We start from the raw sequence: 23,453 nt of genomic DNA on the forward strand, positions 1-23,453 counted from the left end.
AAGCAGTGCATTCGTGCGCACAAATGCAAATTTTGCGTTGCAAAATGCTTGTTGGGAAATCCCAAACCCTTTCTGATCTGCACCGTTCCGGTGCAGGCTGCGCGTTCTTTCCGAACGCTATTGAATGTGTCAATGCACACTCTCTCCGAAAATCCGGGGCGCTTTTTGGTGCAAGCGTCAATGGCATAATTCCTAAGTTCATGATAGAATAGGTGCGTTGTGTGCCTGACACATGAAAACGGAAAGGACGATGCAGAAATGGAGCAGCTTTATCTGATGCCCGGTGAGGAACGCTACACAAAGTTTCGGGATGAGAACGGTGTGCCCAAAATCCGTTACACCTACTGCTCCCTGCACGGCAAGCTGTTCAATTGTGTGTGCCGCTCAACAGATGAAGCCCAACGGCTGTGTGAAGATTGGCTCGTAACGCAGGATCGCTGCTACATAAACTAAAAAAGTCGCCGAGGATTCCGCCCCATGAAAGGGTTAGAATCCTCGGCGACTTTCGTTTATCGGGTCTGCTGCTTTTCCTGTGCGTCTTTTTCTTCTGCGAAGAACAATTCAATATTTTTCTGTGCCTTTACCAACTCCTGCATTTCTTCTCGTGCCTTGCGATAGTCCGGGTAGGCTGCTTTCTTTTGGGTCAGAAGATCGGAATACTCTGCATTCAGTGCTTTGACCTTCGGCAGCTTTTTTAAGCCAGTTTCATCGAAAGCGGCCTTGGCTGCTTTGTGCAGTGTGATTTCTTCCCGGTGAGTATCCAGAAACTTTTTGCTATATCCCGCTTTCCGGTAGGCATCGTAGACTGGGTGGGTCTTGGCGTAATTGACGATGTGCGTTTTCAGCACAGCAATTTCCGCCATCCGTGTTTCGGCGGCTTTGATGGAATCTCCCAGCTGGTGGTATTTTTCTGTTGCCGCCGCTGTGCGTTCATTCAGTTCATCTGCGCTGCCAATTTTGTGCTCCTGCAAGAAAATCAGCGTCTTGGACATTTCTTTCAGATTATATTTTTTCGCCCATCGTGCATAGCCTTCGCTTTTGCCCTCGGAGAGCTTTGCCTGAATGTCAACCAGCAATTGGAACGGCGGCTCTTGGAACGGCTGTGTCTGACGCGGACGGTGTTCGGTTTTTCCCGCAATCACCGCTTGCAGTTCATCCTCACTGTACCCAGCCCCCAGCGTTTTGAAGCGGATGAACCGCTTCTGCCGTGCGCCCTTGACGGAAGTGTATTTTCCACGCTTAACCTCATAACCCTGTTGTTCCAGTTTTTGCAGAAAATCTTCGTAATCCTTGGGCTTTTCTGCAAGGATGCTGTCGATGATGCCACACAGCCTATCACGATTGCTTTCTTTGGGTGGATAGAGGGTACGTTTCTGCCGTTCCCGGTAGGGCTTTATTTCAATAACAGAGAGCTGATGCTCCAGACAAATCAAGTCGCTCAACCGCTGAACGGCCAGTGCCGAAAAGAAAAAATCCCGGAACTTTTTTGAACCGTCCAATGCGGTGGAGTTGAAAATCACATGGTTATGGATGTGGTGACGGTCTGTGTGGGTGGCAACGATAAAAGCGTATTTGCCCTTGGTAAACCGCATGGCAAGTTCATAGCCCACCTTGTTGGCTTCCTCGGCGGTGATCTCACCGGGTTTGAAAGACTGTCGAATTTGATAGGCGATGATGTCGCTTTTCTGTCTGCGCCCGGTAGCAAGTTCATACTGCCGCTTGGAAAGCATAAATTCTTCATCGACTGTCAGAGGGCTACACTCGTAGCAGCTTACCAGTTCACCTTGTTCGGTCTTATCTGGATTCTGCACATAGTCTGTGCGGCTTTTCAGACAAGCCGCAACCGACTTGCCCTTGTTTTTGTGCAACGCGATCAGCCGTGTCGCAGCCATCCTGAATCACCCCCATAAAAGAAAAATGCCGCCCGAAGGCGGCAAACGATTAAAACTATTTCTTACAGTTCGGCAAGCCACTCACTGAAACGTCTGATGTCCTCGGTGATGGCTGTGGCACCGAAAAAGAGAACGAAGCAGATGAACTCAGCTACCAGCAGGATAAAGAACTGATCCCAAGTCTGGCGGTAGGCAGTGTAGATGCCGCAGCCGAAGATGTAGAGCATCAGCGGAGCAACCACATAGCTGGACAACGTGAGCAGCCACTTCGCCATCAGAGCCAGAAAAGCCACAAAGAGAGAAACCGGGAAGAGAACAATTTTCTTCAGGATAGACATCATATCAGGCACTTCCTTTCTGTTCGCTCTTATTATAAAGGTATCGACTATTGCACTGCAAGGATGTCAAGCATTATATGTACACCCGCAGTCCTCCAACTGCGGGAATTTTCTTAGAGATTTGCCAGTTTAGTCAGAATCTGCTTGCCAATGGAAATCAGTTCGTCCAGCCGGGTGCGCAGATCAGCAAGGTCGGCAGAGTAGATCTTGCCGTTTTCGTTAGCGCGTTTGGCGACCTGATTCAGATTGTTACTGCAATTCTGAAGCAGATAAGCCATTCGGCGCAGCTGTGGAAGGTCGAGGTTCAGGCAGTAGCCATCCAGTGCCATTTTGCGGATATAGGCACTCAGACTGTGGATGCCCATTCCATACATCTTATTTAAAATGCGGTTTCGTTCTGCATCGGTCACACGAATAAATAGACGGTGTTCCCGCTTTTTCACATTATCGCCCCTCCTTATCCAGATAACTCTTGAACGGCTTGACTGGTTCCGGTTGGTTGGCCTTTTCCTCCAGCGCAGCCAGCACGGACGGACGAGTTGTGGGAGTTTCTTCTGTTTTTTCGGGAGAATCCTGTGCCGAACTGCGATCAATGTTCAGCAAGGCGTTCAATTCAGAAAGTCGGGCAGACTTTTCGGCCAGTTCTTCCTCCTGTGCAAACGGCTTTGCCACTTCGACCTCTGCGGCCTGCTTCTGCTGTTCAAGGTTTTGCAGAGCATTTTCGGCATCTGCAATGCGGTCAGCGAAATTGTCGATGGCATTGTCCAGACGAGTGATATTGCCGCGCGCATCATCGCCCAGCGACACCGGGTAACTCAACTCTGCCCGGAGTACGGCCTGATGCTCATTTTTGAAGCTGTCGAATCGAATGTTCAGTTCAAAGCCACGGTAGGTGCCCAGCAGCATCATATCAGCATTGGGCATCTCCTGCCGAGCCAGCAGCAGCCGTTCGCCCGCAGCCTTTTTGTCATCGTACACCATGCCCTTGATGGCCATGCCGCAAAAGTTTTCTTTGTCCTGCGGGTGTGCTGCTGCAATCTGTGAATCCTGTTGTAAAGCAGCAATGCGGGTTTTCTGTTTCTGGATCTCCTCCGGGAAAGTTTTGAGCAGCTTATCCTCCAGACGATATTTCTGATTCTGGAAGTCTCCGCGCAGCACCTTCAATTTTGCTACCTGCACGTCCAAGTCCATCTTTTCCCGGATGCGAGGGTCGCCTGCACACAGAGCCTTGATTTCTGCGTAAGATAAAGCCTGTTCATCAATATCATCGCAGGAGCGCATGGGAGATTTGCTCGTCATAATCTGAGAAATGAACTTCTGCTTATTCTCAAGGGTCTGATAGAGGTAGGCGTCAAATGTCGATTCCGTGACGTAGTTATAGACGTAGACTTGTTTGTTTTGGTTGCCTTGGCGGATGATTCTGCCGTTGCGCTGGGTCATATCAGACGGACGCCAGCCTACATCCAGATGATGCACCGCTACGAGCAGCGTCTGGACGTTGGTCCCTGCTCCCATTTTGGCAGTGCTGCCCAGCAGCACACGCACCTGTCCGCTGCGTACCTTGGAGAAAAGTTCTGCTTTCTTGTTCTCCGTATCTGCGTTGTGGATGAACTCGATCTCCTGTTCGGGCACACCGGCGTTGAGCAGCTTGGTGCGAATATCATCATAGACGTTGAACGAACCGTCCCCCTTGGGAGTAGACATATCGCAGAAAATCAACTGGGTCAGCTTCTGCTCCTTGGTGTCGTTCCAGATGCGCAGGACGTTGTTGACGCAGGCATTTAACTTGCTGTTGGGGTCATCGGGCAGAGCGGAATTCATCAACCGCTGGTCAAGACCAATTTTGCGGCCATCCGACGTGATTTTCAACATATTATCCACAGAGGGGTCAACAGAACCGCTGTGGACTTCGGCTGCACGTTCGCTCAACGCCTGCACCATGTCCTGTTGGATTTCCGAAGGTTTGACCACCACCGTCTCAAATTTTGCATCAGGCACCGGGAGATGAAGCTGGTCGCTGGTCTTGATATCCGCCGCTTCTTTGAACATCGCCATCAGTTCAGGCAAGTTGAAGAACTTCGCAAAACGAGTGCGTGCACGGTATCCGGTGCCTTCTGGGGCAAGTTCGATGGCGGTAGTAGTTTCGCCAAAAGTCGATGCCCACGCATCAAAATGGGTCAGCCCTTTCTGCTGCAAGGTGTTGTACTGGAGATAGCGCATGAGGGTGTACATTTCGGTCATACTGTTGCTCAGGGGTGTACCCGTTGCAAAAATCACGCCACGGCCACCGGTGACTTCATCCAGATAGCGACACTTGCCGAACATATCGCTGGATTTTTGTGCCTCGCTCGTACTCAAACCTGCGACATTACGCATTTTCGTGTACAAGTAGAGGTTCTTAAACGCCTGACTTTCATCTACAAACAACCTGTCTACGCCCAATTGTTCAAACGTAACCACATCATCTTTACGGTCTGCGCCTTGCAGCTTTTCCAGTTTCTGTTTCAGAGACTTGCGCAGCTTTTCCAACTGCTTTACCGTGAAATGCTCGCCAACCTGTGCTTTCGCTTCTTCGATGGCCTCCTCGATTTCATCCATCTGTTCCTGAATCAGACGCTCCTGTCGTTCTGCGGACAAGGGTATCCTTTCAAACTGGCTGTGTCCGATGATAACCGCATCATAATCACCGGTCGCAATTCTCGCACAGAATTTTTTTCGATTACCGGGTTCAAAATCTTTCTTGCTGGTAACCAGCAGCTTCGCATTGGGGTACAGGCGTAAAAACTCGCTGGCCCATTGTTCCGTCAAATGATTTGGCACGACAAAAAGACTTTTCTGACACAAGCCCAGACGTTTCAGTTCCATAGCGGAAGCCGCCATCTCAAAACTCTTGCCGGCACCGACTTCATGCGCCAAAAGGGTGTTGTACCCATACAGCACATGGGCAACCGCATTGCGCTGATGCTCTCGCAAATTGATTTCCGGGTTCATGCCCACAAAATGAATGTGGGAACCATCGTATTCACGGGGTCGGGTGCTGTTAAAAAGCTCGTTGTACTTCTTCACCAATAAGGCACGCCGCTGCGGGTCTTTCCAGACCCAGTCAGCGAAAGCATCCTTGATGGCCTGCTGTTTCTGCTGGGCGAGGGTGGTTTCGTTTTGATTCAGCACACGCTTTTCTTTTCCATCCTCCTCGATGGTATCATAAACGCGGCTATCACGCAAATTCAAGGTATCCTCCAAAATCTTGTAAGCGTTGGCTCGGCGGGTACCGTAGGTTTCAGTGGCCATAATGTCACCAAAGCCAGTAGCAGATTTATTGCTGATCCGCCATTCGGAAGTGTAAGGGGAGTAGCGAACGGTGATGGCATTGTTGTAGCGGATACGATAGGGCGGCTGAAAAGTTTCCATCATAAACTGCTGCACGATGGAGGGGGCAAGCCAAGTAGCACCCAAGCGCACATCAATTTCAGATGCTTCCAAATCTTTGGGCTGCGCCTTGGTCAGTGCGTCCACATTAACCTTGAACTCCGGGTGACTTTCCGCAGCAAGCTGTGCCATCCGCAGCTTATCGCGTACATTACCCGAAAGGTATTCGTCCGCAGTCTGCCAGCCTGCTTCCGGGTCGTCAGCATCCACAGCAGGGTCTTTGAAAATCACGCCGGACAATTCGGTGATGATGCGCTCATAGTTGCCGGGAGTGCCCAGCAGTTCTGCCATATAAGGCAGGTCTACTTTACCGTGTTCTCCGATGGACACCGCCAACGCTTCGCTGGGGGTATCCACGCTGGTGACGGTACTCTCCGGGCGAATGGTGCGCTTAGTGAACATATCTGCCTTGGACTTGAGATTTTTATTCTCGTCCAGATTCTCCAGTGAGCAGAGCAGATAGTAGGAACTGTCATCATCGAACAGGCGGGCATTTTTCTTGTCGTTGATCAGCCCGTATTTTGCAGTAAAGGCATCGTAGGCGGCGTTCAATTTTGCTTGCGATGCCTTAATGTCCTCGTCCGGGAAGTCGTTCAACTGCTGCTGAATCAGTTCATTGACGATCTGCCGCAACTCCACCATACCAGCTACACGGCCTTTGGCGTTGTCGGACAGTTCCATCTGCGTCATAATGGAGTTCTCGCGGTAGTAGATCTCACCGTCCACCACAGTATAGCTGAAATTCTTTACGGTGGGGTCTGCTGGCAGCGTCTTGGGCTGTGCTTCCGCATCGGCAACGTCCGGGGCAGCAATCTCCACCGCAGTGTAATTGCCCTCGATGTGCTGCACCGCCTCGGCAAGCTGGTCTGCAAGGCTGGTGCCCTCGATGGGTACAACGGTCAGGTCGTGACCATATTGGGTGCTTTCCAGTTCCAAATTTCCCAGCACCATTTCCGGATGGCCTACAAAATAGCTGTTGAGAGTAAATCCATCCTCAGTCTGCCCTAACTGCACCCATGCAGGTTCGATGTCCGCAGGGCGGTCACGCTTTTGCAGGAAGATAATATCCGAAACGACCTCGGTGCCTGCATTAGCCTTGAACGCATTATTCGGCAGGCGGATAGCACCCAGCAAGTCGGCACGCTCTGCCATGTGCTTGCGGGCAGAAGAATCCTTGCTGTCCAGCGTGTAGCGGCTGGTAACAAAGGCCACGATGCCGCCCGGACGCACTTGGTCGATGGCTTTTGCAAAGAAATAATTGTGGATAGAAAATCCCAGCTTGTTGTACGCCTTGTCGTTGACTTTATAATTGCCAAATGGCACATTGCCCACGGCAAGGTCATAGAAATCGCGGCGGTCAGTGGTTTCAAATCCGGCAACTTTTATGCTAGTTTCCGGGTAGAGCTTTTGCGCAATGCGACCTGTAATGCTGTCCAGTTCTACACCGTACAGGCGGCTGTCTGCCATGCTGTCCGGCAACAGGCCAAAAAAATTACCAACGCCCATGGAGGGTTCCAATATATTGCCGCTGCGGAAGCCCATGCGCTCCGCAGCATCATAGATGGCACGAATAACCACCGGAGAGGTGTAGTGGGCGTTCAGGGCGCTGGAACGGGCGGCGGCGTATTCGTCCTCGGAGAGCAGCCCTTTCAGTTCGGCGTATTCCTTTGCCCAACTGTCTTTACCGGGGTCAAAGGCATCTGCCAGACCGCCCCAGCCCACATACTGGGAAAGCACCTGCTGTTCCTCGGCGGTGGCACCACGGTGTTCCTGTTCCAGCTTGAACAGGGTGCGGATGGCTTCGATATTTCGGGCATATTTCTGCTTTGCGCCGCCCTCGCCCAGATGGTCGTCCGTGATGTGGAAATTTCCGGCAGGCTCCGGCGCAGGTTCAGCATTCAGGGCTTCATCCAAGGCAACAGCATCCGGGAAGGTCTGCACCTTTCCGTCCATTACGTTAGAGATGGGCAGTTCGTCCAATTCTTCGTCCGTAAGTGGCGGTTTGTCCTCGTCCGGCTCATGCGCAGGAGTGAGATTGACCGTCAGGTTGTGCAGATGGATGTTGCCCGGCTGGCGCAGCAGCCGTTCCAGATTTTCCTTGCTTTCCGAGCGGGCAACCGGATAGACCTCATCCGGGTCACGAAGCTGGATGTTCAGAGTTCCGACAGTTTCGACCGTAAAATCCTTACCGTCCAGACGGATTGTATCGCCCACACGGTAATCACGCTCTTTTGGGAGAGCGGGAACAGGTTCATTTTCTGCCAAAAACTTTGCCTTTTCCACTGCAAGCCAATCGGCGGCGGTTCGTTCATCCGTCTCTTTTTTTAAAGCGGTGCAATAGGATTCGGCCTGCTCCTTGTCTGTAAATTGCGCCATTCCGTTATCATTTGCATAGTAGCCCTCATTGAGATCATCCCAGATAGCAAAAAGCTGGGACGTACCTCCGACCACTTCGCGGACAGAAAAACGCTCATATTCCGGCACCTCGGATTCCTTGTAGATGGTTTCTGCCTGCTCCAGCATTTCATCCACACGCTGGCTAGGTTCATTCTGCCGCAGACCGTCCTCGAATTGTCGTTTGTTGATAACTTCGTTATCCCACGACTGTCCGTGTGCGCTAGTGTCGATGCGAACATCCGTTTCGCCGATATAGCCAATGGTGCCCTCGATGGTTCCAGTGGGCAAATCAACCATTACATCGTCACCGACTTTGTAGCCGTTTTCTTTCTGTACAGTGGTACACTGCTCCTTTTCTTCATCCGTCAGGTAGCGGTCGGACTGGATCATCAGGTCGATATACTTTTCCACCTGCGCCCATTTCAGGGTGATTTTCTGGTGGTCTGGGTAATGGTCAAATTCCAGTCCCTTCCAGTCGTGGTTCACAAAACCCCGGCTTCCGTCCAGAAAATCGTGGGAGTGCCCACCAATGCCGTACTCCTTTGCCAGTGCTTTGGCACGGAGTTTGCGGTCAGGCTGGGTCTGGTACAGCGCCATAATGCGCTGTTTGCCGCCTGCAAACCCTGAACCATGCCGCCGCAGCTCGTTCTCAATTTCAGCCTGCGACAAAACAAAAGCGGAGGGCGTTTTTTCGCTCTCCGCTCGGTCGATTTTTTCGATTTGCTGGGCTTCGGTGGGGATGTTCGCATCCAGAAAACTTAGCTGTAGATCAGCTCCGTCATCACCAGTTCCTCTGCCTGCGTTTTCAGGCTGTTCATGTGCTGCACCCACATCAGTTGATTCTGCGCTTTGTCCGGGGCTGGGTCCTGCTTCAGAAGCTGCTCCATGGTCTGTTGCATCCGGCTCTCTGCCGTCTGCTCCAGTTCCATCAGATGCGGGTACAGCGTCCCGTTCAGGAGCATCGAATTGTACAGTACCGGGCGATACTGCTTCAGGTAATTCCGGCGCATCCTGCCGTACTTGCCCAGCGGGGTCTTCGGCTGGCTGAGGGTCAGGTTCGGGAGCTGGTAATCCCCGATCTTCGTGTAATTCAGACTGCTGCTCATATTCTTCCATCCTTTCTACGTTTCGGCGGCGGGTCGTGGTTTTCACAGTCCGCTCGATTTTGCGTAAGACCTCGCGGCTGATGTCGCTGGTAGCGGCACCCAGCGCATAGACTGCATCGGGTGTGGAAAAGGTGTGGATGGCCTGAAAGTCATCCTTGTCAAAGTAGCCTTCCGGTTCAAACCCGCATCGTTCTAATAGAGTGTAGGTGACGCTCATTGTCGCAGCGGCCTTGAACTGAAGTTCCTTTCCACTACTATCATAATCATCAAAGAAAGAGCCGTCAACGATGTTGAGGATGTCGCCGCTGTTGTTGTCCCAATAATCGTTCACCAGCTTCTCCGCAATATTTACGAGCTGCTGGCTGAGCCGTTCATGGCTGATGCCGTATTCTGCGGTCAGCATCTCAGACACCGGCTTGAAAAGGTCGTCATTCATTTCCCATCGTTCCGGGTCGCGAGAATTGCGCCGTACTCCGGTGTCCGACACATCAAACACATAGTGCAGACGCGGGTATCCGCTGGATTCGTCCAACAGGGCGATGCCCTTGGAGCCACGCCGGACATACCGGTTCATGCGGTTGTTCCAGATGTCGTAATCGGCGCAGGCTGTGGCATCGGGTCGCTGAGCGTAGATCATCAACTGGTCGGGAAAGCTGTACTTGTACAGCCGGGATGCTGTGGTCAGATAGTCCGTCCAGCTTTCCCAGTACCGCGTCAAGCCGTTTGCCGTGCGCTGGGCAAGAGCAAGATATTCTTCGGTTTTGCTAGACATTGTTGCCTCCTTCCGGTTTTGAGCATAAAAATAGCGGGCAACCGTTTTATGATTGCCCGCAGGGATGTAATATTATTTTTCAAAAATCAGAGCGATTCGCCCAGTCTGATAACCGCGGCCAGATTGGGAGCGGTCGTCATGCTGCCCTTGGTTTCCATGTTCGGAACTGTGATGATGCCCATATCCTCCCACTTCAGATAGGAGGTCATAGCCTTATACTGTGCGATGGCTGCATCGAACACATGGTCGGCACCGGCATCCAGCAGCAGGGCGGTCTTGTGGAAGTGGAAGCCTACACTGCCGCCGGCATACAGACGGTCAATGACGGTTTTCATCTGTGCGGTAATGTCGAACCAGTAGATGGGCGATGCGAACACCACCATGTCGGCATCCACCAGAGCCTCAAAGACCTTGCCCATATCATCTTTCTGGACGCATTCGCCCTTGTGTGCCCAGCAGTATTTGCAGCCCAGACAGCCACGGATGTTCATGGGTGCTACATCCAGAATGCTGACCTCATTCTGGTTCTTGCGGGCGGCTTCTGCAAAAGCCTGTGTCATAATCTCCGTGTTGCCGCCTTTGCGGGGACTACCGTTCAAAACTACGATTTTCATTTCAGATACTCTCCATTCTGTATGTTGATTGCACGGACAGAATACTGTCAGTGCTTCTTACGAATTTTTGACGCAGTAGCAGTGTAGCTCATGTCCAGCAACATTTTCAGCTTGTCAGCATCAGCTTTGTTGTCCAGTGAAACCGTGATCCAGCTATCTTTGTTCATGTGGTAGGCAGGAAAGAAACCGGGTTCACTGCGCAGTGAGCCAATCAGAAGTGGGTCGCATTTGAGATTCACCACATCCAGTAGTTCGTCACCGGGTAATCCCAGCCTGCTCCTTGGAATGTCCATAATCAAGGCAAACCATTTCTGATTGTTGCTGTGCCGGAAGACTGCAAAATTGGGATTCTTCATCCACGGGTAATCCGGCTCAACGCTATATTGTTCAAGAATAAATTGCATAAATCCTGCACGATTCATGGCGAAGACCTTTCAATCTGCACGTTGCCATTCGGCAATTATCGTTAGCAGATATAAACTTTTGCTTGTTGAGCCAATTATACCACACTGCCAACCATAGAGAAAGAGGATATGTACGCCGCCCGCAGGCGGCAAAAATCAGTCCAGAGGAAATTCGACCTCGGCAAACTGCTCGTCGGTCATGAGTTTCAATTTTGCAATCACACTTTCAGACAGTTCCCGCAGGGCGATTTCGTCGGGCATCAGGTAGCACTGCATGAGCCGCAGTTCGTGGATAAGCCCCAGCCGGGTGCCGGTGTTGTAGAGCATCATCAGCATCAGTTCTTCATGGTCAAAGTTCATGTCCATTCCTCGCTTTCCGGCAGACGGTGGGATTGCACTCCGGGGCATCGCACTTCTCTTTGAGATTCAGCAGCACCGAAGGACGTTCCGGCTGCTTGTCCAGAAACCCCTGTAAATCTTTGAAGCCGATGCTGTCCACATAATGCACAGACACCTCGCCATTGCGTTTGAGTGCGATCACATCGCTGACCGACAGGCTGTGCCCCTCAAAATCCTGCGGACGGGAGAGGTTGAACATCTGAAATAGTTCTTCCAAAATCTCGTTGTTCGGCACATCCTGCCACATGGCGGGCAAATCAGCATAGTAGGTGACCTCATAATGCTCCGGGTCTGGCGTTTTGCCACGACGATGCAGTTCCCGCATGGAAGCAAATCTTTCATCGAGGATTTTTTCGTCATGCCGCAACTGCATCACCATATAAACATCGCACCCTGCGTTCAGAAACTTCTGCGGGATGTCTGTCATGGGTTCACCGTCAAAATTCTGGTTCCATTTTTGCTGCATCGTCCACCTCACAGTTCCGGTGCAGAACGTGCAGAGGATTTTGGCGCAGACGTATCACTTGCCAGTTCTGCCAGCTTTTCCAGTGTGGAAGGGCGATGGTCTGCACTCAGTTCCTCGGCTTCCGCAACTTTATCCATGACTGCATCGTAGTCCTGCAGTAGCCGCCGGCCCTTTTCCATGTGGTGTGCTTCCAGAATCTGCTCACGGGCTTCCTGAATGATCAGTTCCGGGGCATCCAGCTGCCCACCGTCCATCACAGAATAATCGCTGTGGTAGAGGGTGTAATCCCATCCATCCTCACAGGACTGGATTGCAAGGTAGCCTTTGCCGCCCAGTTCCCACGCCGCCTGCTCGTCCTGTGTCTGAATCTCCGGGTAGAAGTCGGCATGGTTCCGCTCCATGACCTCGGCAAACTGGCAGATGTGGAACACATTGCCCAAACCGCCCACGTCAAAGTGGTAATCATCCAGATGCTCCACCCGTGCCGTAAAACTGCGCCCATCCGGGTAATCCACCTGAATCACGCCGCCATCTGGAATGCGATAGAGGTCATCATAGTGGCTGTTGATGAGACGAATATCCTTCGGCAGCGTTTCAGGCTCCCAGATGCGCCGTCTGCCGATACCAGCTTGCGGGATGTTTTCGAGGATCTTTACGCTTTCCTGTTGGATGACCTTGCGGTCATCGTCCGAAAGTTCAAACAGATACCAGTTCCGGGCGGCAGAAATGGCGTTCCTGCCATCGGGCGGCAGGTTCTTTTCCGAGATCTGCCCGCTTTCCAGCGGCTCACCAGTTACCTTGTTGTAGGTGGCAAAGCCGACGCCTGCACCGTTTTCCCGGAGGTGGAGATAGCGTTCATCGTTGATAAGGTAGACCGCTTCTTTTTTCTGCTCCATCAGCACCCACCTTCAAATTCCAGAGAAAACTTGCTGCGGCCATCGGCTTCACAGGACAGCAGCACGGTGGCATTGTAGGTCTTGCCCTTGGCACTCTTGCAGTCCTTCAAGCGGACACGACCATCCCGCAGCAGCTTGTCCGCCACATGAGCGTCCAGCCGCTTGCCCAGACGCTTGAAGAACGCATTGTCCTTCCACAGGACAAAACGGCACTCCCGGTTCTCGCAGAACCAGCCTTTTTCACGCTCCACGACAGGCTTACCACAGTTCGGGCAGACACCAATAATCTTGCTTTTCATAAGTGCATTCGCTCCTTTTTTCATTTCCGTGTTCTTTACCAGTTCGGTAATCATCGTATTGATCTCGGTCATAAATTCGCTCGGCTCCATTTCGCCACGTTCGATTTGCAGCAGCTTTGTTTCCCAGTCAGCTGTCATATCCGCAGACTGGATTTCTTCGGGCATCACAGTGATGAGGGCTTTGCCTTTGTCGGTGGGCAGCAGCACCTTGGTTTTCTTGGTACCCTTGCGCTCCAGAAAGCCCTTCTGCACCAGCTTTTCAATGGTGGCTGCTCTGGTTGCCGGAGTACCGACACCCTGACGCTCCACGCCCTCCGGCATACTATCCGCACCCGCTGCCTGCATAGCTGACAGGAGAGTATCTTCGGTGAAATGCTTCGGTGGGGACGTCTGACCCTCTTTCAGTTCGGCACCGGCAACGCTGCACTGGCTCTGCTCTTGCGCATCGGGCAGAACAACTGCTTCCTTTTGCTTGCCCAGAAGTTCTCCCAGCATTTTTCGTTCCATGGCTTTCCATCCGTCGGACAGCACCAACTTGCCTTTTGCGGAGAATTCCTCTCCGGCGCAGATGGTGATAATCGAGGTTTCTGCATAGCGGTGCGGTTCACCTACGGCGCAGAGTAGCCGTGCAGCAATCAGCCGCAGAATCTTCCACTCCCCGGCAGGGAGTGCGGCAAGGTCTGCGTTTGCCATGCTTTTCGTGGGCAGCAGCGCATGATGGTCGGTGACTTTGCTGCCATTGATGACCTGCTGCACATGGATGGGAATCGGCTCCTCCACGGCAAACGCCCTGCCCGTGTCCGTCACCAGTCCCGGAAGGGAAGCCGCCATATCCTCCGTCAAAAACCGGCTGTCCGTGCGGGGGTAGGTGATAAGCCGCTTTTCGTAAAGGCTTTGGGCATAATCCAAGGTCTGCTGTGCCGTAAATCCCAGCAGACGGTTGGCATCCCGCTGCAATGCAGTAAGGTCATAGAGCTGCGGCGGGCTTTCGGATTTCTCCTTGCGTTCCATCTTCTGCACCGTGACACGCCCCTCCTTTCGGCATTTGGAAAGCAGCAGTTCGGCATCCGCTTTCTGGGCAAACCGCTTGCTGGATGCGGTGCCGCCGTCCGCAAGGGTCAGGGCAACCGTGTAGAATTTCTCCGGCACAAAGGCGGCGATGGCGGCTTCCCTCACCACGGTCATAGCGAGCACCGGGGTCATAACACGCCCCACCGCCAAAGGCTGGTTGTACAGGCATGAAAAAAGCCGGGACGCATTGATGCCGACCATCCAGTCGGCACGTTCCCGGCAGAGTGCTGCGTTGTACAGCGCATCGTATTCAGTTGACGGCTTCAGGTGGGCGAACCCTTCTCGGATGGCATTTTCCTCCATGCTGGACAGCCACAGGCGGGAAAAAGGCTTTTTGCACCCTGCTTGCTGGTACACCAAGCGGAAAATCAGTTCTCCCTCGCGCCCTGCGTCGCAACTGTTCACGATGCTATCCACATCCGGGCGGTGCATCAGCTTTTGCAGGATGCCGAACTGCTTTTTGGTGCTGGCAGACACCAGATACTGCCACTTTTGCGGCAGGATGGGCAGATCTGCGATGCTCCACTTGGTGTACTTTTCGTCATAGACATTGGGCGGAGCAAGTTCCACCAGATGACCAACGCACCAGCTTACCAGATAGCCGTTCCCTTCAAGGTAGCCATCCTGACGGCTGGTGGCACCGAGGACTTTGGCATAGGACATGGCAACCGATGGTTTTTCTGCCACGATCAATTTTGCGATAAAAATCCCTCCAATCTGTTTTGGATTGCAATATGTAAGGCGGCAAACGCCGCCAATAGAATTATTCTTCTGCGTTATCCTCCTCGCCGGTCTCCTCCGGCTCATCCTCCACAGGGATTTCAAAGTCGCCCTTGTCCTCAGTGTAGTTTGCATCGGGGTCAAGGGCTTCTTTTTCTGCCTGCTTTTTCTGCTTCTGCTTCATAAAGGTGTAAATGCCGCCGCCAGCAACCAAACCGACCAGCGCCAATACGCCTAAAAATGTGGCAGCATACTTCGTAACTTTGTTGCCACCAGTCTGTTCAGAACCGGATACCTCCGCTTCTTCCGCAGCCTTTTTCGCATCCTCTTCGGCCTGTTTGCGCTCCTGCTCTGCCTGCGCCGCCGCTTCTTTTTCGGCGGTGTAGGCATCGGCAGCATCCTCTTCCATCAGAGCCAAAAGGTCTGCTTCGTCCACCAGATTCATAAAGTGGACGGTCTGCTGCCCCTTGGCGTTGCGGTCAATCACCAGATAGAAAGTCGCACCCGACTTCGACACCAGTGTAATGAACTGCTGTCCGCTGCCATCCGAGTAACTTGTGTGGTAATCGTCCACCAGCGTCAGATTGCCCTCCGGGGTCAGAGCACCGGTTTCCTCATCGGTCACGGTGACTACATCTTCTTCATCGGTGATAGAAGTCAGGACAGGCTGTTCCACTTCCTCCGTAGGCTCACCGCCATAGGCAAAAGCAGGAGCCGCCATACCAGCGCACAGTGCCACCGACAACATCAGGGCACAGAACTTATTCATCATCTTCATTGGAATCGTCCTCCTTATTAAAGGTAGCACCGACCGCGGACAGCGCAGCCGGGGTCGGGGTGGAAGTTGCAGACTGGCGCAGCAGGGCGGCAAGCTGTTCCGGCGTGACCTTGGCGGTGCGCACCATCTCGTTGACCTCGGCAGCTTCTGCTTCCTGAATCCTCCGTTCAAGGCTTTCAATGCGAGTGTTGATCTTAGTGCGACGCTCCCTTTCCTTTTCCAGAGAAGCGCGCAGCTTATCGAGTTTTTCGCTCATTTCTTCCTCCAATCATTTTGAGAGCCGCCCAAAACCGGACAAATATTTCTGCCAGTAGGACGAATGAATATTGGCATACTTTATGGGGTCGCCGGCGGACACCATCATGCCGTTTCCAAGGTAGTAGAGTAGGAAAGTGCCGCCTTATCGTATTTCTACGACAGGTTTGCACAGACCTCTCCCAGAACCGTGCTTGCGCCTCTCAACGCACACGGCTCCCCATTTTTTGCTCCATTTCAAAAGTTATTCCGTTTTAGTTCCATGATGAATTCTCATGTGGCATTTGTGGCACACAACGATTGTCTTGCGCCTCTTTGCCAGCATGACTTTTTCCCAATCAGCTTTACCTTTCAGGTTTTTGACCTTGTTTACATGGTGGATTTCATAGCTATCGCTGTCTGTACAGCCGCAGACTTCACAGACTTTGGCCTTCAGACGTTCCTCGAAGGAGGTTGTGTTGTGCGAATAGCGATACGCCAAATCGGGCACTTTTTCCGTCAAATCTTTGCCTTTGCAATCGCTGTACTTAGCGAACATCATACGGCGTTTTCCCTTTTTGGTTTCATACGGAACGCCCCATGCACCAGTCCCATCTCTGTATTCATAACGAACCTTAGCAATTCGGGAGCGATGCTTGTTTGCGAGTGTTTTCAGACAGCTGTATTCCATCAGATAACCAAAGTAAACGAGCTTGTTGAAGTTGCTTGCAATGGCATAATAGTTACAGAGTCCTCGGAGTTCCGCATTATAAATCATTACGATTTCCAAATCCGTGCGGTTCAGCAGAATTGGGCGATGAATAGGAATCAACCTCTTTCCATCCCTTTCAGCGATGCTATGGGACAGTAAATAGGTCTCCACCTTATCTTTCAGTGGAATATTGAGTTCCACTTTGTTGTTCATAGTACGCATTTTTCGTTTTCCAGAGCGTTTGACACTGGCATCCCTGCGCACCCGAACATCAAAACCAAGGAATCGGGCAGGAGTATTGCTGTGCGTAATAAGGGTCTTTTCTTGACTCAACTCCATTTTCAGAGTGTCCCGGACAAAATCCGTGAGTTTTGCCTTAATCGCTTCGCATTCCTCTCTTGTCCCATTGACTGCAATCAGAAAGTCATCTGCATAGCGAACATATTTCAATCGCTTATCGGTACACGCTTTTGCAGGTGTCCGAAACAACTGCTTTGTCAGTTGCTTGTGCTGAGCAATCAGCTGCTCCCGCATTGTTCCTTCAGCTTTCTTGATTTTCTCATGCAGTGCATCTCGTTTGTGTCTTATCGTGTTGTATTCTTCCGTAAAGTTTCTCGGATTGTATCCGTGGTCAAATTCCTTCTTCAGCTGCATAATATACCTGTCCAGTTCGTTCAGATAAATGTTTGCAAGAATCGGGGAGATGATTCCACCCTGCGGGCATCCGCTATAGGTTTCATGGAAGTTCCAATCTTCCATATAGCCGGCTTTCAGAAACATACGAATCAGGTTCAGAAAACGAGCGTCCTTGATTTTTCGGTTCAGCACATCAATCAGCGTGGAATGGTCGATATTATCAAAGCATCCCTTGATGTCACCCTCAATGAACCACTTTGCTCCGGTAAACTCATGCTTGATCATGGCAAGTGCCGTGTGGCAGCTTCTGCCCGGTCTAAAGCCGTGGGAATAGATAGAGAAAATTGGCTCGTAGATGGCTTCCAGAATCATACGGATAGCTTCTTGCACCAGCTTGTCAGCGAATACAGGAAGTCCCAACGGGCGCAGCTTACCGTTCTTCTTTTGAATATAGGTTCTGCGTACCGGCTTGGGTTCATATGACCCTGTTCTCAATGCTTCAATGATGGCTGTCACATACTGCTCGCTAAATCCATCAGCCGTATCATCATTCACACCCTTCGTTCCTGCACCCTTATTGGAGTAAAGATGCTGGTAGGCAATGAAGTAAATATCCGGCCTCAAAAGATAGCGGTACAGTCGTGTAAACACTTCATCTTGGTTCTTTTGGGAATTTTCTTGTAATTTTGTTAAAATCTCCATTGTTGATTTCATTGAGGCTTTCCTCTCTAATCAATTTCTGATTTTAATGCGCAAAAAACTGCTTCTCTTCGCCATGTGAGCGGCTTTCCCGCATCCGATTTTACGGCTTTTCCTGTCAATTCAGGATTCTCGGACTACTATAGAAGCTCCGTTGTCATGCCAGATTTTCAGTGTCATCTTTCTAGCATAGCTTTGAAATTTATCACATTACTGCATTACACATAGCTTTTTCAAGCGTTCTGGTTTAGACAATCTCCAGTTGACGATAGTAGTAGGTCAATGTGAATTATCGGATATGCTTTCGTTCCGTTACTATCGGTTCTCCGACGTGCCGTACAGGGGATTAGCAACCCATAGGAAGGACTCTATTTCCTATGGTCTCTGTACCAAAGGGTTCAGACAATTTTCCTTTGCCCACACGTAACGAGGGCTTGGAACTCACCTTAAACAATTCAGTTTTATCCTTATATTCACTTATCCTTGCGGTTCAGTCGTGCCCGATTGTCTTTAGGCAACTTACCGCTTTCCTGCCGTGCTCTTTTCCCGTACATCTTTCGACTTTCGGTAAAGCAGGTGGATTCCCGCGTTGCTTTGCGGGGTAGTACCTTAGCCACAGCCTCCTTTCTCTACTTCTACTATCGTCCTTACTGGACGCACGATGCCCACATGACTTTTCCCCGGCGTATCATACGTTCCCTCGAAGAAAACAAGGTCTCCGGGCTTTGCTTCGGCTTCAGAAATATGCTGGCTCTTGTTCCACAGACCGTTGGCGGTGGTGCGCCCTACATTGTAGCCGTTCTGGTTGTACACCCAGCAGACGTAGCCGCTGCAATCGAACCCGGTTTCCGGGGTGGAGCCGCCCCACACATAGGGCGTGCCCACATACTTTTGAGCTTCCTTGTAGATGGCCGCAAATTCCTCGTCCGTCAGGGCTTCTGTCGGAACCTGATAGTCGATGCCCGGCGCGCCAGAGCCATCGGAGCCACCGGGCGGCAGACCGCCGTTGAACAGATAAGGCCGACCACCCAGCGTATCCTGAAAGATCTCATAGCGTTTCCACTGGTCGTTGTCCAGTTCCTCCCGGATAACCACTTCCAGCCCTTTATTCACCAATTTGGTGTGGAAGATGCGGTACTCATAGGGCACCTGCGTAGGGACTGGGATTCCTGCCGGACTGATGACCCAGACGGTCTTATACCGTATCTGCACCTCCACCCATGTGGTCAGCTTGTATTGCTTGGCAAACGTCTCCTTGAGTTTTGCCTGCACCTCGCTGCGGGTGTAGTCGTCATAAAGAGTAGTCAGGAACGAAGTGAGCTGCCAAGGATCATGTTCAATAGCATCCAGATGGTATCGGTATTCGTCATAGCCGGGGTGGTCGGCGGGGGTGCGTTTGATTTTCTTATCCAGTTCCTTTTCCAGCTTCTTGTAGTCGGTTTCGGCTCCCCGGATGTCCCGGTCCTCTGCGGTGTAAATGGTCTGACCGGATACCTGCGTGGTGCCGGAAAACAGAATGGAACAGGACGAAAATGCCGACATGACCAGCAGCAAGAGCAAAAGAAAAACGCCCACGATCAAAAGAACGTGCGCGTTGCTTTTTGCAAAATTGGCAATGCCGTTGACTGCGGTGCTGACCACCGATCTTCCTTTGTCGATGACCTGTTCCATGCCAGACTTCGCAGCAGTGGTGCCATTGGATACCGCTTTGCCGCCTGCGGTCTGTGCCGCTGTACCCGAATGGGCGGTGGCATAGTGACTTTTACGGATTTCTTGCCGCTGTTTCCAGCGTGAAAGCCAGTTGGAACTGCCCTCGCCGGTGCCGGATGCGCCTGCATCTTGTGCCGCAGGCGGCTTCTGCACGGAAGATTTTGCGGTTCGGGCCCTTTTCTTGCCCTGCATCTTGGCTTTCTTTTTCAGCTTTCTGGCGTAACGGCTCTTGGAAATATCGTGGGTAGTCTCGGCAGCTTTTTCGCCCTCGCTTAAAGCCTGCGTGCCCACATTGTCGTCCTCGTACTGATCAATCTCTCGATGTGCCGCAGACCGGGCGGCAGCAGCGGCATACATAGCACGTTTCTGCTGCTTTGTCATGCGGGATGCTTCATCCGGGGTTATCTCGGCTTTGCCAAAACGCAAATGCTGGGATTTCTCCGCAGCTTTGTCTGCATCCTGTTTCAGTTTCTGCTTTTTGGGCACCGACTGCTCCACTTTAGACTTTTTCGGAGGGGAGCGCGTAGCCGTGCGCTCCTTTTCCTCCTCGAATTTCAGCTTCGGCTGTTTCTCACTCATGCTTTTGCGCCTCCGCAACTTCGGAAAGGCGGGTCGTAAGGATGCGGTAGAGTTCAAGGTCTTTCGGGAAGTGGTCAACAAAGGGCAGGATCACGTTGCCGAAGAACAGCAGCCCTTCACCCTCACCGGAGTGAGTGACGTAGGAAAGCTGATGGGGCGAAATGTTCAGCTGCTTCGCCAAAATCTGCCGGTCTCCGTTCGCTTGATTGAGCATATAAACGAAGTCCGAGTTCTCAAAAATATTTGATACTTCGGGGCTTGCCAACAGGTCTTTGACGTTCTGCGTTAGGGCTGTCGGAATGCCGCCCCACTTACGGAAACGCTTCCAAATCTCCACGGAATAAGCAGCAGTCTGCTCTTCCTTCAAGAGCAAATGGAACTCGTCTGCATAGTACCGGGTGGATTTTCCAGCACTGCGGTTGGCGGTCACGCGCCCCCACACGGCATCCTGTACGATAAGCATACCGAGTTTCTTCAACTGCTTGCCAAGCTGCTTGATGTCAAAACAGACAATGCGGTTATTGATATCCACGTTGGTGTGGTGGTTAAAAATGTTCAAACTGCCCTTGACGTAGATTTCCAGCGCAGCCGCCACATGGCGGGCTTCCGGTTCGTCTTGCGTCAGCAGGGCGTTGTACAGATCTTCCAACAGCGGCATATTTTCCGGGGTGGGATTCTCGAAATACTTGCGATAGATCACATGGACGCAGCGGTCAATGACCGTCTTTTCCACCGGCTGCAAGCCCTCTTTGCCGCCCACCACCAGTTCGCACAGGGACAGCACAAAGTCGGCTTTCAAAGCCAGAGGGTTATCCTCTTCCGAGTAGTTGCTGTTGATGTCCATCGGGTTGATATATTGGGTGCTGGCAGGGCTGATGTGGATGACCTGCCCATGCAGACGCTCCACCAGCGGAGCATATTCTGCCTCCGGGTCGCAGATGATAATATCATCGTCCGTCACGAGGAACGCATTGCAGATCTCACGCTTTGCGCTGAAGGATTTACCGGAACCGGGAGTGCCCAAAATCAGACCGTTGGGGTTCTTCAGCTTTTTGCGGTCAACCATAATCAGGTTGTTGGACAGGGCGTTCAAGCCATAATACAGGCTTTCCTTGCCGTTATCGAACAGTTCCTGCGTGGTAAACGGCACAAAAATTGCCGTACTGCTGGTGGTCAGGCCGCGCTGGATCTCGATCTGGCAGTCTGCCAGCGGCAGGCTGCTCATCAGCCCCTGCTCCTGCTGAAAATCAAGGCGGCATAATTCGCAGTTGTGCTTCTGCGCAATGCTGACCGCCTGAAACACGTTGGTTTCCAGTTCCTGCTCAGTCTTGCCGGTGTTCAGGACAAGGAACGTCACCAAAAACATTCTCTCGTTCTGACTCTGCAATTCTTTCAGCAGAGCCTTTGCGTCACGGCCATAGGTTGCCAAATCGGACGGAATGATGTCAATATCATATCCGGCACGGATTGCCTTTTTCTGCTCTTCGATCTTGCTGCGGTCGAGTTCGGTGATGGTGTGCTTGATGGTTTTGATGGCCTTGTTCTGGTCAACAGACTGGATGTGCATGGTAACGATCTGGCTGGAATCCATGTCCAGAAAATCCTTCAGCAACTGGTCACTCAGGTCAGAAGCCGTGATATTCAGGAAGCTGACCGCCCCGAAGATGCCGCCCATCTGAAAGGTACGGCTGTTCTTAAACGCCAGTGCAGTGGGTGCAATGGCATCCTTTACGGAAAGGCCGCTTTTTACAAGGTCTTTCCAGTTGAAGTGGAACTTGTTGGCACCGTCCATGTTCAGCATCCCGTGCATCAGCCGCAGGCGCTCCGTACCGTCCAGCGGCTTTGCCAGAACGCCCAACCTGTGAAAGTTGTTCATCAGGTCGTTCTGGATGTGCTCCAGCCGCGGCTTGACCTGCGCCATGCTGTCGCCCTCGATGCCGTAGGTCAGGAACTTGGTCTTTGTCAAGCCGTTGTTGCCCTTGGAAAGCTGCTGCCGCAGCATCTGGCTGTACTCGGCGCGCACATCGTCAAAGCCATCCTGCTGGTACGGGATGCGGATGGACTTTTCAAAGTCTGCCGAATCGGTGGCGGTATTCACAAAGGACAGCTCAAAGTGGATAGAGCTGTCGAAAAAGTTGAGAAAACTGCACCATTCCTCAAAAATGGCGGTCTTATCCTCCTGCTGCGCCAACTGATAGTTGATATCCTGATACTGGATGGTGCGGGTGTAGTAGCCGGGACGGACACGGCAGGTGCCGTCCTCAAACATCCGCTGGAACGGGATGCTCTCCTGTGCCGTGCGGGGCACCGTGGACTTGGGCGGCTTTTTGCCATCCTTATTCTTTTTCAGAAACGGAATCACTGGAACCCTCCTTCATCAAAATCGAATAATAGTTATTGGTTTGGTACGGACGTACCTTCGGGCGAACAAAGCGCGCCTGAAAGTAGTACCGCAGAATCTTTTCGGCGGGCTGACCGTTCTTCTGGTACATGGCCAGAAAGAACATGGGCAGCATGACCGCCATCATGCCAAGTGTAGCGCCAGAGTTGCCTGCGGTATCCCGCAGAATAAAGAACAGCGGCACGCCAACGACTGCCGCTGCCCCAAAACAGACAAGCTGCCGGGCGGTCAGGTTGAAGGCCACTTTGGACTTCACCTTGCTGAAGTCACGCGGCACGGAAATATAAGCTGCCAAAATTTCACCTCCTTAGTGTGCGCCCAGAATGCTCCGGGCGACGGAACCAGTCTTGAACAGCGTAAAGCACAGCAGCACCGTGTACCCCACGATGCTCCAGATCGAGTTGATGGCATCCCCGGATATGGCAACATTCTGAAGCAGAACAGCGTAGATCGCCACGCAGATCAGAATCAGGAAGCCCTGAAATCCCAGCGCAAACAGAGAACGAAGATAGTTCTGTCCAACATGGGATTGCTCATGGTTGCCCCATGTTGCCATGGGCACCGGAGCCAGACTGACCATCATATAGATCTCAATCATTCTTCCGTAGACGATGACGAAAATCACGATGGACAGGATGCGCATGGTGATACCGATGAAGAAGGACTGCAAGAACAGCCCGAACAGGGGGCCTACGTCCATCTGCATCATGCTGGATTGCAGCATGGAAAGCCCGATGTCGTTGACCCGTGTGTTGCCGGAAATAATGCCGCTGGAATTTGCCACCACCTGCTGCGTCACGTCGAACACCGCCATGATGATGTCAAACGTATTCGAGATCATCCAAACCGAAATGGCAGTTTTGAAAATCCACTTCAAAATCAATGCCGGTTCAAACTGTGC

20 protein-coding genes and 1 pseudogene are annotated in these 23,453 nt (G+C 52.0%); 2 read left to right on the plus strand and 19 right to left on the minus strand.

Annotation, left to right across the window (positions count from 1 at the left end):
- Nucleotides 1–212 (plus strand): hypothetical protein (locus tag ACNSPV_RS14300; protein WP_418268309.1); only part of this gene is annotated, 212 nt, incomplete at its 5' end.
- A gap of 46 nt (nt 213–258) precedes the next feature.
- Nucleotides 259–453: a DUF3873 family protein gene (locus ACNSPV_RS14305; RefSeq protein WP_005924624.1), complete on the plus strand. Its 195-nt coding sequence runs from the start codon at nt 259–261 to the stop codon at nt 451–453.
- A gap of 56 nt (nt 454–509) precedes the next feature.
- On the opposite strand, the gene ACNSPV_RS14310 is transcribed toward ACNSPV_RS14305, so the two are convergent.
- From ACNSPV_RS14310 to ACNSPV_RS14400, 19 genes and pseudogenes are all read right to left on the minus strand, one after another.
- Nucleotides 510–1,892, minus strand: coding sequence for a relaxase/mobilization nuclease domain-containing protein (locus tag ACNSPV_RS14310; protein WP_390507676.1), 1,383 nt, complete (start codon nt 1,890–1,892; stop codon nt 510–512).
- Between the two features lie 62 nt (nt 1,893–1,954).
- Nucleotides 1,955–2,233, minus strand: coding sequence for a hypothetical protein (locus ACNSPV_RS14315; protein ID WP_156068785.1), 279 nt, complete (start codon nt 2,231–2,233; stop codon nt 1,955–1,957).
- Between the two features lie 110 nt (nt 2,234–2,343).
- Nucleotides 2,344–2,673, minus strand: coding sequence for a plasmid mobilization protein (locus ACNSPV_RS14320; RefSeq protein ID WP_348585100.1), 330 nt, complete (start codon nt 2,671–2,673; stop codon nt 2,344–2,346).
- A 1-nt stretch (nt 2,674) separates the two neighbouring features.
- The gene (locus tag ACNSPV_RS14325; RefSeq protein WP_348585174.1) at nt 2,675–8,653 is read right to left on the minus strand and encodes a DEAD/DEAH box helicase family protein; all 5,979 of its coding nucleotides are present in this window, start codon (nt 8,651–8,653) and stop codon (nt 2,675–2,677) included.
- Between the two features lie 161 nt (nt 8,654–8,814).
- Nucleotides 8,815–9,162 carry a TnpV protein gene (locus ACNSPV_RS14330; protein ID WP_112115038.1) on the minus strand — a complete coding sequence of 116 codons (348 nt, stop codon included), beginning with the start codon at nt 9,160–9,162 and terminating at the stop codon, nt 8,815–8,817.
- A gap of 858 nt (nt 9,163–10,020) precedes the next feature.
- A complete protein-coding gene (locus ACNSPV_RS14335; protein ID WP_112115039.1) occupies nt 10,021–10,548 on the minus strand; it encodes a flavodoxin family protein in 528 nt (175 codons plus the stop codon).
- A 47-nt stretch (nt 10,549–10,595) separates the two neighbouring features.
- Complete coding sequence (locus tag ACNSPV_RS14340) at nt 10,596–10,970, minus strand: MmcQ/YjbR family DNA-binding protein (protein ID WP_149795358.1); 375 nt, start codon at nt 10,968–10,970, stop codon at nt 10,596–10,598.
- Nucleotides 10,971–11,108: 138 nt separating this feature from the next.
- A complete protein-coding gene (locus ACNSPV_RS14345) occupies nt 11,109–11,312 on the minus strand; it encodes a transposon-transfer assisting family protein (protein ID WP_149795357.1) in 204 nt (67 codons plus the stop codon).
- A complete protein-coding gene (locus ACNSPV_RS14350; protein ID WP_156068791.1) occupies nt 11,302–11,817 on the minus strand; it encodes a YodL domain-containing protein in 516 nt (171 codons plus the stop codon). Before ACNSPV_RS14350 ends, ACNSPV_RS14345 begins: the two co-directional genes overlap by 11 nt.
- Nucleotides 11,818–11,825: 8 nt before the next feature.
- Nucleotides 11,826–12,713, minus strand: coding sequence for an LPD16 domain-containing protein (locus ACNSPV_RS14355; protein WP_149795355.1), 888 nt, complete (start codon nt 12,711–12,713; stop codon nt 11,826–11,828).
- Complete coding sequence (locus tag ACNSPV_RS14360; protein WP_243130403.1) at nt 12,713–14,746, minus strand: type IA DNA topoisomerase; 2,034 nt, start codon at nt 14,744–14,746, stop codon at nt 12,713–12,715. Before ACNSPV_RS14360 ends, ACNSPV_RS14355 begins: the two co-directional genes overlap by 1 nt.
- A gap of 100 nt (nt 14,747–14,846) precedes the next feature.
- Nucleotides 14,847–15,581: a DUF4366 domain-containing protein gene (locus ACNSPV_RS14365; protein WP_156071420.1), complete on the minus strand. Its 735-nt coding sequence runs from the start codon at nt 15,579–15,581 to the stop codon at nt 14,847–14,849.
- A complete protein-coding gene (locus tag ACNSPV_RS14370) occupies nt 15,565–15,837 on the minus strand; it encodes a DUF4315 family protein (protein WP_348585103.1) in 273 nt (90 codons plus the stop codon). The genes ACNSPV_RS14365 and ACNSPV_RS14370 overlap by 17 nt, the downstream gene beginning before the upstream one ends.
- 12 nt (nt 15,838–15,849) lie before the next feature.
- Nucleotides 15,850–15,960: pseudogene (locus ACNSPV_RS14375) on the minus strand (peptidase P60); the annotation flags it as partial.
- Nucleotides 15,961–16,080: 120 nt separating this feature from the next.
- On the minus strand, nt 16,081–17,877 hold the full coding sequence (locus tag ACNSPV_RS14380; RefSeq protein WP_227613826.1) for a reverse transcriptase domain-containing protein: 1,797 nt from the start codon (nt 17,875–17,877) through the stop codon (nt 16,081–16,083).
- Nucleotides 17,878–18,471: 594 nt separating this feature from the next.
- On the minus strand, nt 18,472–20,151 hold the full coding sequence (locus ACNSPV_RS14385) for a C40 family peptidase (protein WP_348585105.1): 1,680 nt from the start codon (nt 20,149–20,151) through the stop codon (nt 18,472–18,474).
- Entirely contained in the window at nt 20,144–22,513 is a 2,370-nt protein-coding gene (locus ACNSPV_RS14390; protein ID WP_348585107.1) for a VirB4-like conjugal transfer ATPase, CD1110 family, read from the minus strand. The genes ACNSPV_RS14385 and ACNSPV_RS14390 overlap by 8 nt, the downstream gene beginning before the upstream one ends.
- Nucleotides 22,488–22,847, minus strand: coding sequence for a PrgI family protein (locus ACNSPV_RS14395; protein ID WP_207698568.1), 360 nt, complete (start codon nt 22,845–22,847; stop codon nt 22,488–22,490). The genes ACNSPV_RS14390 and ACNSPV_RS14395 overlap by 26 nt, the downstream gene beginning before the upstream one ends.
- A gap of 12 nt (nt 22,848–22,859) precedes the next feature.
- Nucleotides 22,860–23,453: VirB6/TrbL-like conjugal transfer protein, CD1112 family (locus tag ACNSPV_RS14400; protein WP_418268311.1), on the minus strand; the 594-nt coding region annotated here is incomplete at its 5' end.

The sequence above is a fragment of the Faecalibacterium sp. 3 genome (assembly GCF_048323735.1).
GTDB lineage: Bacteria > Bacillota > Clostridia > Oscillospirales > Ruminococcaceae > Faecalibacterium > Faecalibacterium wellingii.